Raw genomic sequence first — 13,837 nt, forward strand, 5'->3', positions numbered from 1 at the left:
CACCGCCCCACAAGATATACAAAGAACTGCAAAGATATTGAAACACTGAACATTTGAAAAAACTTGATTTTTCAAGGCTTACAAGGTTTAACAAGAGCGTACGAGATACGGAAAAACAGAAGTTTCAACAGACGGGGCATGTGGAGACGGTTGTTCTCTTGTCTAGATTAAAATAAAAATTTGATGATTATATTAGTGTCACGATTGAACTTGAAGATGTGTACATAACATCTGCAGAGACTAAGGCAACATATGATGAGATAAAGAAAGTGCAATTGTGGAGGCATTGAAGCATTTTAAGATGAATAGTTAATAAAGAGAGGTGCATATGCTATGCCAGGTATACTCGTGGTTGAAGATGATGAAAATTTAAATCGTGGAATTACATTTTCACTGAAAAAATCCGGATATGAGGTTTTTTCAGCAGAATCAGTGAAAAAAGCGAAAAGAATTGCAAGTGATCATAATGTGGATGTTACCATTTGTGATGTGAATCTTCCGGATGGGAATGGACTGGAATTTGTAAGGTGGATGAGATGCAATTATAATACATACATTATTTGCCTTACAGCGCTAGATCAGGAGATGGATCAGGTCATGGGATATGAAGCAGGGGCCGATGATTATATTACAAAGCCGTTTAGTCTTTCGGTACTTCTTTTAAAAATAGAAGCACATTTCCGCCGCAGACAGGAGAAAACGGAAGCCGGAAAGATGATTTCGGGAGATATCGTATTTATCGCAGGAGAAATGAAAGTCCTGATAAAGAGTCGTGAAATCAGTCTGACAAAAACGGAGTTGAAAATGCTGACTTTTTTTCTTCAGAATCCGAAACAGATTCTTTCAAAAACACAAATATTGGAAAATGTGTTTGATCTGGAAGGGGATTTTGTGGATGAAAATACAATCGCTGTCAATATCAGAAGACTCCGTGAGAAAATCGAAGACAATCCGGCTGCACCGGTCTATATAAAGAATATCAGAGGTCTTGGGTATATATGGAATCAGGAGGTAAGGCAGTGACAAAGAGATATCGCAAGAAGATTACAGTAGTGCTCTCATTGGTATTACCTGTCATATTATTGTTTGCAATATTAAATTGCTTTACCACGTATGTGTTTTATGAAGATTATAAATATAAAATGAATCTTATGACAGAGATTGCTGCAAAGGAAGAATTTTCCGGGCTGGATGTTGTTTCGGAATTGCTTAAGGATAAGGATATTGAAACTAACGAACAGGGAAGGCGATTATTGGAGCAATATGGATATTGGGGGAATAAAGGGAATGCATTTTATTCGCAATTCCGGCATCAGGTTATGGTGACCGGTGCTGTAAGCACTGTGATATGCGTGCTTCTTTTGACTTTTTTACTTTATTGGAAGAAAAAAGAAGATGCGTGTCATCAAAAAATTTTAGACCAGTTGGAAGAAATTCTGATCAGATTCCGTGAAAATAAATTTGATGATTTACTGAAAACGGAAAATCATGCAGAACTGGAAAAATTGAATGACCAGCTTGAAGCAATCGGACATCATATTCAGTTGATAAAGGAAGAAGCAAGGGCAGAAAAGGAGAATACGAAAGAAATGGTTTCTGATATTTCTCACCAGTTAAAGACACCGGTTGCAGCTTTGGATACATGTTTTAGTGTGCTGATGCAGAATGACTTAAGTGCCACAGAACAGGAGGAGTTTCGTATCCGTTGTCGGAGTGCTCTGGATGGACTGGAGACATTATTGCAGTCGCTTCTTGAAATATCCAAGATGGAAACTGGACTGATTCAGATTAATAAGAAAAAACTTCCGCTTATGGATACTGTCATATCTGCTGTGAACCGCACTTATCCTAAAGCGGATGAGAAAGAAATTGAATTCGTTTTTGACTATGAAAAAGAGCTGGAAACATGCACGATTATGCAGGATAAAAGGTGGCTTGGTGAAGCTGTGATCAACGTTTTAGATAATGCAATCAAGTACAGTCCGTGTGGTTCAAAAATATTTATCCGGTTACAAAAAAGAAACGATCTTGTAAGAATGGAAATTGAGGATCAGGGAATTGGTATTCCGCAGAATGAGTATCACAAAATTTTTCAACGATTTTACAGAGGAAGTTCTGGGGAGGTCATGGAAAAGAGTGGTACAGGAATCGGACTTTTTCTATCGAGAGAAATTATCGAAAAACACGCAGGTACGATTACGGTAACCTCCGGCAAAAAGAAAAAAGGAAGCACGTTTGTGATTCAATTACCATATGTTGGTTAAATTTTAAGTGAGCAGAAATCTTACAATTCTGTAAGGGTTCTGCTCATTTTTTGAAAGTGAAATGAAAGATTGTCCTGATATAATTTGGGTGTAGGTTGAAAAATGACGAAATATTTCAAGTCGAGCAGCTGCGAGACTTGGCACGTGATTCTGGTCAGCGTAAGCTGACAAATTCTTTACAGAATTGAAAAGGAGGCAACACATGAGTGTGATATTAGAAACCAAGCAGCTTTGTAAGTTTTATGGCGCAGGTGAGAATCAGGTCAAAGCGGTCAATCAGGTGGACATTCAGATTGAGCAGGGAGAATTTGTTGCAATTGTTGGAAAGTCAGGTTCCGGCAAAAGTACATTACTTCATATGCTTGGAGGGCTTGATACCCCGACAAAAGGCAGTGTTATTTTAGCAGGGAAAGATTTATACAGGATGAAGGAAGATGCCCTTGCTGTTTTCCGCAGAAGAAAAATCGGATTTGTTTTTCAGGCATTTAATCTGGTTTCATCTGTTAATGTCTGGGAAAATATTGTACTGCCACTGGGGCTGGATGGAAGAAAAGTGGATGAAGCGTATGTAAATGATATCATTGCAACTCTGGGGATTGAAAAGAGGATTTACAATCTGCCAAATCAGTTGTCCGGAGGACAGCAGCAGAGAGTAGCAATTGCAAGAGCACTGGTGAATCGTCCGGAAATTATATTTGCAGATGAGCCGACAGGAAATCTTGATTCTAAGACCAGTGATGAGGTAATCGCCCTGCTTAAGATGACAGCAAAAAAATATGGACAGACAATTGTAATGATTACCCATGATGACGAAATTGCACAGGTCGCTGATCGTATTCTGGTAATTGAGGATGGACAGGTGGTGGATTTCAGATGAAGACAATAAGCAGGATTGCATATAGCAATGACAAAAAGAACAAGACAAGAAGTATACTGATTATGATGTCCATATGTCTGACTACGATGCTGCTTGTGATTATCAGTACTGTGGGAAATGGAATGATCCGTTTACAGAAAAGTCAGGCGGCAGGCTCATATGGAAGCAATTATGGTTTGTTTGTCGCAGCAGATGCCTCGCAGTTAAAGGAAGTAAGCCGCCGTGCAGAAATAGATGCAATAGGAATTATGTGTACAGAAGGCATCATAAAAGGCAACGAAAACGGTGGTTTTGTCTGCATGGATGAGACTGCAAGAAAAATGCTTCCCTATAATAAGGAATATGAGTTAAAGGAAGGAAAGTATCCGGGGGGAATGCAGGAAATTGCCGCAGGAAGAGCATTTTTTAGTGAAATGGGATATGATGATGTAAAGGTCGGAGATACGGTTACACTGGATTACCGCGCAGGGATGCAGTCAGAATATAAGCCGGAAGAATTTGTTGTCAGCGGAATCCTATATGATCGGGATGAGTATACCATAGAGGCATCTTATGTTGCTTTCGGGTCACAGGAGTTTTATGATGAGCACGTCGCAGAGAATGACAGACAGTATAATATTTATTTTACTTTAAATGATTCTGCAAATGTATCTATGAATAATATTGATTCGGTTATAAAGCAGATTGCAGCAGCTTGTGGGATCGAAGAAAAAAACGTTATAGTCAATGATCTCTATTTGCAATGGGTCTTGCAGCCGAGTTATGAAACGATTGCGGTATGCGGGGTTTTGATTCTTGCAATTGTACTTTTCTCTGTTGTGGTCATTTATAATATTTTTCAGGTCGGTATTGCCAACAAGATACAGGAGTATGGAAAAATCAAGGCTCTGGGAGCGACAAAAAAGCAGATGAAACAACTGATCTTCAGAGAGGGCATTTTTTTGACATTTTTTTCAATACCGGTTGGATTGCTTTTTGGCTTTCTGATTGCAAAATGCGGTTTTAACTGGCTGGTAGAACAGGGGAACCTTGTATCAACCCAAACTGGCTCTATGGAAGTTCAAAATCAGCAGGTGCCTCTGTTTTCCCTGCCTGTTATGCTTCTGTGTATTTTCGTATCATTTCTTACCGTTGCTTTGGCACTGCGTAAACCAATGAAAATTGTTTCACGGATTTCACCTATCGAAGCAACACGGTATTTAGAAAATGCAGAAACACAAAAAAAAGGAAAACGAAATGGCAGAAAAAATGTCACCGTGTTTTCTATGGCAATGGCAAATGTAACGGGTAATCCCAAAAGAACTATTGGTACTATCCTCACAATGGGTTTTTCTTGCGTATTGTTTGTGATTATCTCTAATTATGTGGGAAATATTGACACGGAGCATGAAGCACGTCTTTCCGTTAATCATGGACAATTTGAACTGCAGCTTGACTATTCTGCTGAGTATGATGAAAGATATCCGGAGAATAATCTGGATACGATTCTTACGGATGATCCATTGAATGATTCGCTGATTGAAGAAATCAAAAGCATTCCGGGAGTAACAGATGTCATGACGAGAGAGATTGTCTCTGTAAATCTGAACGGAACAAGATTTCCGGCTGATATTGTGAGTAAAAAGGATTTTGATTTTATGCGCCAGGACGGGGATATTGGCTCTATGGACTATGATCAGGCGGTAAAGAATGGTGATATTTTCTTTGGCTGGTCAACGTGGATGGAACAAGATGGATATGCTCCGGGTGAATCCATTGCATTTGACTTTGAGAATGGAAGTGGAACCTATACCTATCAGGGAAAGATTGCAGGATCTTTTGTAAGTGCGGACACTTATCTTGTCATTCCGGAAGGTGTATATCGTTCCATGAATCCGAGAGGAACAGCTTATGGCTATCTGTGGGTGGACTGTGATAAAAAAGATGTGGCATCTGTAGAACAAAGTCTGAATACTTTGATTTCTAATACTTCGCATATAAAAATGGATACTTATCATGCGCAGTTACAATCTGCCGAATTTGCAAGCAGCATGATGAAGCTTGGCTGTTATCTGTTTATGGCTATTGTAGGACTCATCGGGTTTATGAATATGGCGAATACCATGATCATGAATATTACGACAAAAAAGCAGGAATATGGTATATTACAGGCTGTGGGTATGACAAATAAACAATTAAATTTATGCCTGCAGTTACAGGGACTGATGTTTACGGTTGGTACCATATGCGTAGCTTTGATCATTGGTCTGCCGCTCGGCTATGCACTTTTTTCCTATGCAAAACATATGGGAATATTTGGAATGAATATCTATCATGTTCCAATCGTACCAATTTTTATTATGATTTTTTTGGTCGGTCTGTTGCAGATTGTACTTTCATGCGTTTTAAGCAGTAATCTGAAAAAGGAAACGCTGGTTGAAAGAATAAGGTATCAGGGATAGCAAGTAATATGTAATGAACTAGGTCTTAACGAAGAGGAGAAATAGATAACTTCCAGATTTGAAGTTGAAGGAGGGGCTTTCACTATGATTAGAGAATTACGAAAAGCAGATATCGATATAGTTGCAGATATATGGTTGGATACCAATATAAAGGCTCATTATTTTATCCCTGCTCAATATTGGAAAAGAAATTTGGAACTTGTGAAAGAACTGCTGTTGCAGGCAACAGTCTACGTCTATGAAGATAATAATGAGATACAGGGCTTTATCGGAATGAATGGTGAATATATAGAAGGCATTTTTGTTTCTGAGGCAATGCAGTCTCAGGGCATTGGCAAAAATCTGCTGAATTATGTAAAGAATACAAGGAGCAAACTGCTTTTAAATGTATATCAAAAAAATATACTGGCCATATCTTTTTATCAGAGAGAAGGATTTGAGATTCAGTATAGCGGCCTAGATGAGGCTACCGGGGAAAAAGATTATTTAATGGTATGGCTCCATTGCAACACATCGAAAGAAAAGTAATATTTTTATCATTTAACAGGATGCAAATTTTATGACAGGTTACGCATTTAACCTTTACGCATCCTGCTTTTTGTTATACTATATAAGCGTATTTTTAAGAGGAGCAAGTGGATGATTAGTTTATCGTAGTGAGAGGTGATGGAGATATGGATTATATAAAAGAAAAACTATATCAGCAGTTAGCAATTGACTATTGTTGTCAGGTTTCGGATATAAAGGATGATAAAAATCATTTTACGGAATATGAAAAACTTGAAGGCAGGAGAATCTTTGAAGAAGCTGATGAATGTATCTTAAAGGTGATTGCAGTAAATGGAAAGCTGATATTTACAGGAAAAAAGAGCATTGTTGATGTATGTCAACAGCAATTTTTAAATAAATCAGGTAATTGGTTTATGGATGCTTCAAATTTTAGAAAACTGGATGAAATTTTGCAGAAAGAAGGATGCAGAGTTAAAACAGTTCATCCGTTTTTTATTCCAAAGGATGATAATGTGCAAGAAATAAATGGTATTGAAATAAAAAAATACAATCAGGAAGAAATTCTTCAATTTAAAGATGATGATAGGTTTGATGAAGCATTTTGTTTTAGTGAAGAGTCACCGGATGTACTTGCAGTTGCAGCAATTATAGATGATGAGATAGTAGGCATGGCAGGAGCTAGTGCTGATAGTCCTTCTTTTTGGCAGATTGGAATCAATGTGAACAAGAATTTTGAGGGTAGGCATATTGCATCGGGACTTGTATCAATACTTAAAGCCGACATCCTCAAAAAAGGAATCGTGCCATATTATGGGACAAGTTTTTCAAATCTTGCATCACAACATGTCGCTGCAAAAGCAGGATTTGAGGTTGCATGGGTGGAATTGATTACAGAAAGAATGGAGAGTTAAGTAATTATATTCCTGGTATTGCTGCTTATAGGAATTGTTCTATGCAGAAAATAAAAAGGTTGATTCTTTAAAGTAATTAACAAAAAAGGTTGATTCTGACAGATACTTTTTATTGGACACCTTATATGATAATCTTTAGATATAGAAAAGAATTAGATAAATAATTCTAGAGAAACAATAAAAAACTCTATCAATTAAAGATTTATCAAGATAAGAAAGGTGGATATGGTATGGATAAGATGTATTTTACGATAGCAGGGTGTGGACATTATTATGGTAATAAGTTCATGGAAAAAGGAATGAAAGTTAAGCTTGAAAAAGAACCGGATAATAAGTTTGACAGTGAAGCAATTATGGTAAAAGTCAAAGGTCTTGGAAAGTGTGGATATGTTGCTAACAGTACATATACTGTAAGAGGCGAATCAATGAGTGCAGGAAGGCTGTATGATAAGATTGGAGACAAAGCTAAAGGCAAGATTGTAGCAATTATTCAGGACTGTGTTATTGCAAAGATTACTGATACAGGAATTGAGAAAGACAAAGTAACATCTAGATAAGACTAATATAAAAGAAAAATTAAATCAATCATTAGTCAGAAAATCTATGACACGTAAGCTATTATCTAAAGTTATATAGAACATTAATAATTACTAGTTAAAAAGCCCGTTTAAAGGTAATTTAGCAGAAATCCAGTTAGCTTTAGCTAAGTGAGTGGATGAATGCGACAATCATAAACAGATTGTTCTAAAGCAATCGTCCGTTGCCGATAAATCAAATAAAGGAGATTTGTCATGGGCGAATGGAAATCTAAAAATCATAGTAAATACTTATTACAGTATCAACTTATGCGACCTTGTTAGAACTATGAAAAGTTATACCACTTATCATATCTGGAAGAAATATCATACTTATCTTTCTAAATTCTTTTGGAAAGAACATACCTTTTGGACGGATGGATATTTTGTATGTTCAGTTGGAAATGTCAGTGAAAAAATTCTAAAGGAATATATCGAAAAGCAATGGTAAATGTAAAATTATGGTTGACTATTATGTGGTAGTTCCCTATAGTATAGTATATTAAGAAAAAGTACAGGATTGAGCCAAAGTAAGTTTTCTGCTTACTTTGGCATACCTACAGCAACATTACAGGATTGGGAGCACAAAAGACGTACTCCCCCACCATATATCATTGGTATGATGGCACGAATATTAGAACTGGAAAAAGAACTTTCAGAGAAAGGATAAGATTATGATTCAGAAAGCATATAAATTTCGATTATATCCAAACAAAGAACAAAGAGAATATTTTGCCAAGACTTTCGGTTGTGTGCGTTTTGTATATAATCGTATGCTTGCTGAAAAGATAGCCTATTACGAGGAAACAGGTAAATCTTTGTCTGTTACTCCTGCAAAGTATAAAACTGAATTTCCATGGCTGAAAGAAGTGGATTCCCTTGCACTTGCAAATTCACAGATGAATTTACAGAGTGCATATCGCAATTTTTTTCGTGATAAATCAGTGGGTTTTCCTAAATACAAGAGCAAAAAGAACAACCACAAAGCCTATACAACAAACAATCAGAAAGGTTCAGTTGCGATTGTTGGGAAATACATAAAGTTACCTAAGATTGGATATGTAAGGATAAAACAGCATCGTGGATTTATTGGTAGAATAAAGAGTGTTACGATTTCTCAAGTACCCAGTGGAAAGTATTATGTGTCAATACTTGCAGAAACAGAGCATATCGAGTTTCCACATACTGATAATAAGGTTGGACTGGATTTAGGAATTAAAGATTTATGTATCGCATCAAATGGAGATAAGTTTGAAAACCCTAAGACATTAAAGAAATACGAAAAACAGTTGGTAAAATTACAACGTCAGCTTGCACATAAGGAAAAAGGCAGTGCCAATTTCTATAAAATGAAACGAAAGATAGCAAGATGCCATGAAAGAATTACAAATATCAGAAAAGATAATCTGCATAGAATTTCACATAAACTAATCAACGATAACCAAGTGATAGTAAGTGAAAATCTAGCAATATCCAATATGATAAAAAATCACAACCTAGCAAAATCAATAGCAGACTGTTCATGGTATGAACTAACACGCCAATTAGAATACAAGGCTGAATGGAACAATCGTCAGTATATAAAGGTCGATACATTCTATGCGAGCAGTCAGTTGTGTGGGTACTGTGGATATAAGAATCCAGATGTAAAAAATCTAGCAATAAGAATATGGTCGTGTCCTGTATGTGGGACAAAACATGATAGAGACCTCAATGCAAGTCAGAATATATTAGCAGAGGGACTTAGACTACTCTCTGCATAACACAAAATACAACTAGGGATGGTTCAAGCCCGAAGTTACGCTTGTGGAGTTAGTAGGTTACGAGGACGTTGAAGCAAGAAGCCACTAAGCTTTAGCTTAGTGGTAGTTCACGAGTATATAGCATATAGACTATAATATATGCATTGCACTTAGATGGGCTTTTAAAGTAGAATATAGAAAGTATATGTTGATACTAATGAAGGACATGACATAGTATAAGCATCAATGCTAATGGGAAGGTATGAGATAGAATGGTTAGAATAATACAACAAAAAAGAATCAGAAAGATAAAAAAACACATACAACTTATTTTTACAATAATATTAACAGTAATTATAGGAATAAGTGTAATGACAAACTTAGCAGGTTGTTCTAATCTTAACGATAAAAGTGCAAAAAGAGATTTTTTTGCAATGGATACATATATGCAGATTGTATGTTATGGTAAAGAATGTGAAGAAGCAGTAGACAAAGCAGAAGAGGAGATTAAGAGGTTAGAATTAATATTTGATACAAATAGAGAAGATAGTGAAGTTACAGAACTTAATAAATCTAAGAAGATTAATGCAAGTAACGATATGTTAGAAGTTGTTAGAAGCAGTATAGATATATATATAAGTACAGATGGTGCATTCGATATAACATTAAAACCACTTATAGATCTGTGGGGATTTAGTATAGGAACTCTTAACATACCAACACAATCAGAGATAGATAACGAACTTATGGGCTGTGGCAGTGATAGAATAGTTACAGATGTAGATGGAGATATAACAATAGGCGATGAACAGATGATAGATCTTGGCGGAATAGCAAAGGGATATGCGACAGACAGGCTTAAAGAGATATTAGATAGTTATGAGATTACAAGTGCATATATGTCACTTGGAGGTAATATATATTGTTATAATAAAAAAGTTGATGGAACACTTTGGAATATAGGAATACGAAACCCAAAAGCAGCTGATGAGTCTGATTCGGATGGAGATTGTTATGCAAGTATTAGTGTAGCAGATAAAGCAGTAATAACATCTGGTGGATATGAGAGATATTTAACAGATGACAAGACAGGTAAAAGATATATTCATATAATAGATCCAAAGACTGGAAGACCAAGCGAGAGTGATATCTTGTCAGCAACGATAGTATCCGAAGATGCAACACTTGCCGATGGACTATCGACAGCATGTTTTGTAATGGGAAGCGAAGATGCGATTGCTTATTGGCAGCAGCATAGAGAAGAATTTGATATTATACTATATACTATTGATAATAAAGTGATTGTGAGTAGTGGGCTTGAAGATAATATTAAGTGTTATATAGATAATATTCAGATTGTAAGATAGAATGATGTCAGGGTCAAAAGGTCTAAACCCACGTGAGCTTGCATTGTATAACGTAGTCACAAAAATAAAAACAATACAAATCGCCTTCGTAGTAGCGAAGGCTTGTATTGTTTTTATTTCTTAAATAAATCAAAAAAAGTATGAGATATCATAAATTTATAACCTTCAAAAATATCATCCGCAGAGATTTTGTTGCCATGAATCTCAAAAAGCCAGCTTTTGATAACATTAACAATACCAATAGTATAGTATCTTGCGATAGTCTCAGGTCTAAACAGTTTGAGCTTCTGGTTATCAGCAACAGGATGTTTGTTTATATATTTCATAAAAGATAGAAAGACATGTTCACCAAGCATTTCTTCAAAACTATTTTGTCCTGTTATTTTAAAAGCATTAGTGAAGAACTTCCTATCTTTATCAATAGAGACAAAGATACATTTTAAAGCTTCAATTTCCATTCCCATATCAATAAGTTTATCTGTATTTTCAAAAATCTTTTTAACCATAATCCATTCAAGCAGATCATATTTGTCCTGAAAGTAGTAATAAAAAGTCGGTCTGATTACATTAGAAGAGTCTGTTATCATCTTTATGGTTATTTTCTCAAAATCATGAGTAAGCATTAATTCATAGAAACTCTCAGCAAGGAGTTCCTTGGTAATTTCTTTCTTTAGTTCCATAACACATCTCCTAAGAATATTTTATATTTTGCCTTGTTAAATAATAGCATATATAATAACATATTTACAATAACAGTTTACTAAAAATATTTTATAAAGACATTTATAGAAGCAGCAAGTAGTAAAATACCACCAAGAATATAAGCTTTATTCTTGTGTTCAAAACCGAAACGATATCCGGTATACAGTCCAAGTATAACTACAATTATAGTAGTTATCATAACGGATATTCCTTCTAATAAGAGTTTAGTCTTTAAAAAACCAAAACCGATACCGGCAAAGAAAGCATCAACACTTGTTAGTAAAGCCCATAGGCATAATATTTTAACAAAAAAATTATCTTCACGTTTTTCAAGAAAAGGTTTTTTGCTAAAACCTTTATATATCATAATTCCTCCAAGTCCGGCAAATATTACACCAGATAACATCTCTAGTGTATGTGCAAGTTTTTGCGATTTATCTGCAAAGTCAGGAAGTATGGCAATAAGATCACCAAGAATAAGAGCTATTACTTGCCATATAGCAAAGATAGCACAGGATTTAAAGACCTGTTTTGTAGGAATCTTTGATAAAACAGCACCTTTACATACCATAACAGCAAATATATCTAGTGAAAGCCCTATAGAGATCCAGATAATCTCGATTAAACTCATAAGATCAATCCTTTCATTATATTTTATTAGTTGGTTAATATTACAAAAATCTCAGTAAACACTATATCGCAAATTATAAGATTTGGAAAGTGCCAGTAAAAAATAAGTGTAGTTAAGGTTACTACATATTATAACTAATGTATAAAAAATAGAAAACTTAAATTTGAAAAAAGTTTTCCAAATGTAGGCAAAACTTAAAAAATTAATCTTTAAGAAATGAAATTGTAACAATTAGTTAATAAATAAAAGGTAAAAACCGTTTACATACATATATCGGAAACTAGTTGTGAAAAATAAGTGTAAATAAGGGAAAATTGGCGAAAAAAATATGAAAATTTACTAAAAAAAATATTTACAAACAACTTTTTATATTATATCATAGTAAATGAAGTAAACAAGTTTGTTTAAGTAACTTAAAGATAAGGAGAGCGAGAGTATGAGGAAAATCAAACAACTGATGTGTGCTTTACTGAGCCTGGTGCTAATTATTTCCATGGGAGGGTTTGGAAAGACAATTATTGTAAGTGCTGCAGACAGCGATGTTGTAACAATAGTTTATAACATAAAAGATACTAAGTATGGAATAGTTTCATTTGTGCAGTCATATGAACCGGGTGAGAAACTGGTTTTTCCTACCAGATATGATTATGAGTACAAATATAACAGTGAAGACGAAGGGGTTAATCTTAGAAGATACAGACTGGGAAAGAGATGGCTGAACAAAGATAATGAATTTGTATCAGACGATATAACAGTAACAGAAGATATGAACGGGATGGTTTTAACTGCTGAGATTTATTCAAGAAGTGATTTAAAATTATGTTATTATGTTCTTAACAGAGGACTTACACAGCCTGATGAGATAAGTTCATATCCAAAGCCTAACTATTCACAGGGAATTGAGATTAATGATGCGATAAGACATTTTACAGAACTTGGCGATGAGGAAGCTGTAAATGATAATATTATTATAAAACCAACAAGAGAACAGTTAGAAGAAGTTGGAGTAATTCTTGCAGATAATGAATATGTAAAATGGTATGTTCTAAAAGATGAAGCAGATCATTGGCATATAGATGGAATTATTACAGAAAAAGATCCGGAAATAGAAGAACCAACAACAGAGACTGAGACAGAAACAGAAGAACCAACAACAGAAACTGAAACAGAAACAGAAACAGAAGAAGTAACAACAGAAACTGAGACAGAAACAGAAGAAGTAACAACAGAAACTGAGACAGAAACAGAAGAAGTAACAACAGAAGTTGAGACAGAAACAGAAGAAGTAACAACAGAAGTTGAGACAGAAACAGAAGAAGTAACAACAGAGGCTGAGACAGAAACAAAAGAAGTAACAACAGAAGTTGAGACAGAAACAGAAGAAGTAACAACAGAGACTGAGACAAAAAAATCAGAAGTACTTGGTACAGAAGAAGTTAATAATAAAAAACCAGGAGAAACAGTTGTAAAGAAGCCAGCTAAGAAAAAAGGTGTTTTATCAACAATAGAGATAAAAGATCATGTAAGCAGATATACAAAGAATACTAAGAATACAGGAGTTCTTTCAGCTAATACAACTAATGTAGTAAAAACAAGTGATGATAAGCCTATTAATCAGGCAGTAGCAGCATTAGTAATATCAGGTGCAGCATTTATTATCGCTTTCAGAAAAAAAGTTAAATAAACAAAACATAAATATTAATATATGACAAAACTGTATCACAAACAAAAAGTGATACAGTTTTTTTGTTTTATTAATGCTTTATCTAAGTAAGAGTAAAGAATATGCCGAATAGATATTAAGAGTGACAGTACGC

The 13,837-nt window shown here is 35.0% G+C and carries 14 protein-coding genes; 12 read left to right on the forward strand and 2 right to left on the reverse strand.

What is annotated here, in order from left to right:
- Positions 1-333 precede the first annotated feature (333 nt).
- The 11 genes from KQI85_RS09660 to KQI85_RS09710 all read left to right on the forward strand — a co-directional run bounded on the left by KQI85_RS09660 (position 334) and on the right by KQI85_RS09710 (position 10,687).
- A complete protein-coding gene (locus KQI85_RS09660; protein WP_055181289.1) occupies positions 334-1,023 on the forward strand; it encodes a response regulator transcription factor in 690 nt (229 codons plus the stop codon).
- Positions 999-2,264, forward strand: coding sequence for a sensor histidine kinase KdpD (locus KQI85_RS09665; protein WP_216575887.1), 1,266 nt, complete (start codon positions 999-1,001; stop codon positions 2,262-2,264). The genes KQI85_RS09660 and KQI85_RS09665 overlap by 25 nt, the downstream gene beginning before the upstream one ends.
- 202 nt (positions 2,265-2,466) lie before the next feature.
- Positions 2,467-3,141 carry an ABC transporter ATP-binding protein gene (locus KQI85_RS09670; RefSeq protein WP_015516197.1) on the forward strand — a complete coding sequence of 225 codons (675 nt, stop codon included), beginning with the start codon at positions 2,467-2,469 and terminating at the stop codon, positions 3,139-3,141.
- Positions 3,138-5,582, forward strand: coding sequence for an ABC transporter permease (locus tag KQI85_RS09675; RefSeq protein WP_216575888.1), 2,445 nt, complete (start codon positions 3,138-3,140; stop codon positions 5,580-5,582). The genes KQI85_RS09670 and KQI85_RS09675 overlap by 4 nt, the downstream gene beginning before the upstream one ends.
- An 84-nt stretch (positions 5,583-5,666) precedes the next feature.
- Positions 5,667-6,110, forward strand: coding sequence for a GNAT family N-acetyltransferase (locus tag KQI85_RS09680; protein ID WP_216575889.1), 444 nt, complete (start codon positions 5,667-5,669; stop codon positions 6,108-6,110).
- Positions 6,111-6,256: 146 nt separating this feature from the next.
- Entirely contained in the window at positions 6,257-7,003 is a 747-nt protein-coding gene (locus tag KQI85_RS09685; RefSeq protein WP_216575890.1) for a GNAT family N-acetyltransferase, read from the forward strand.
- A gap of 230 nt (positions 7,004-7,233) precedes the next feature.
- The gene (locus tag KQI85_RS09690; protein WP_216575891.1) at positions 7,234-7,560 is read left to right on the forward strand and encodes an HIRAN domain-containing protein; all 327 of its coding nucleotides are present in this window, start codon (positions 7,234-7,236) and stop codon (positions 7,558-7,560) included.
- A 154-nt stretch (positions 7,561-7,714) separates the two neighbouring features.
- Complete coding sequence (locus KQI85_RS16585) at positions 7,715-8,029, forward strand: transposase (RefSeq protein WP_216575892.1); 315 nt, start codon at positions 7,715-7,717, stop codon at positions 8,027-8,029.
- Between the two features lie 48 nt (positions 8,030-8,077).
- Positions 8,078-8,248 carry a helix-turn-helix domain-containing protein gene (locus KQI85_RS16960; RefSeq protein ID WP_371820597.1) on the forward strand — a complete coding sequence of 57 codons (171 nt, stop codon included), beginning with the start codon at positions 8,078-8,080 and terminating at the stop codon, positions 8,246-8,248.
- 7 nt (positions 8,249-8,255) lie between these two features.
- Entirely contained in the window at positions 8,256-9,341 is a 1,086-nt protein-coding gene (gene tnpB / locus KQI85_RS09705) for an IS200/IS605 family element RNA-guided endonuclease TnpB (RefSeq protein WP_216575983.1), read from the forward strand.
- A 251-nt stretch (positions 9,342-9,592) separates the two neighbouring features.
- Entirely contained in the window at positions 9,593-10,687 is a 1,095-nt protein-coding gene (locus KQI85_RS09710; protein WP_216575894.1) for an FAD:protein FMN transferase, read from the forward strand.
- Between the two features lie 113 nt (positions 10,688-10,800).
- On the opposite strand, the gene KQI85_RS09715 is transcribed toward KQI85_RS09710, so the two are convergent.
- Together KQI85_RS09715 and KQI85_RS09720 are read right to left on the reverse strand one after the other, a co-directional pair.
- Positions 10,801-11,367 carry a TetR/AcrR family transcriptional regulator C-terminal domain-containing protein gene (locus tag KQI85_RS09715; protein WP_216575895.1) on the reverse strand — a complete coding sequence of 189 codons (567 nt, stop codon included), beginning with the start codon at positions 11,365-11,367 and terminating at the stop codon, positions 10,801-10,803.
- An 80-nt stretch (positions 11,368-11,447) separates the two neighbouring features.
- The gene (locus KQI85_RS09720; RefSeq protein WP_216575896.1) at positions 11,448-12,020 is read right to left on the reverse strand and encodes a manganese efflux pump; all 573 of its coding nucleotides are present in this window, start codon (positions 12,018-12,020) and stop codon (positions 11,448-11,450) included.
- Positions 12,021-12,456: 436 nt separating this feature from the next.
- On the opposite strand from KQI85_RS09720, the gene KQI85_RS09725 reads away from it, so the two are divergent.
- Positions 12,457-13,704, forward strand: coding sequence for a hypothetical protein (locus tag KQI85_RS09725; RefSeq protein WP_216575897.1), 1,248 nt, complete (start codon positions 12,457-12,459; stop codon positions 13,702-13,704).
- The last annotated feature ends 133 nt before the right edge of the window (positions 13,705-13,837 follow it).

Origin of the sequence: Falcatimonas sp. MSJ-15, from assembly GCF_018918265.1 — a bacterium.
Taxonomy (GTDB): Bacteria; Bacillota; Clostridia; order Lachnospirales; family Lachnospiraceae; genus Falcatimonas.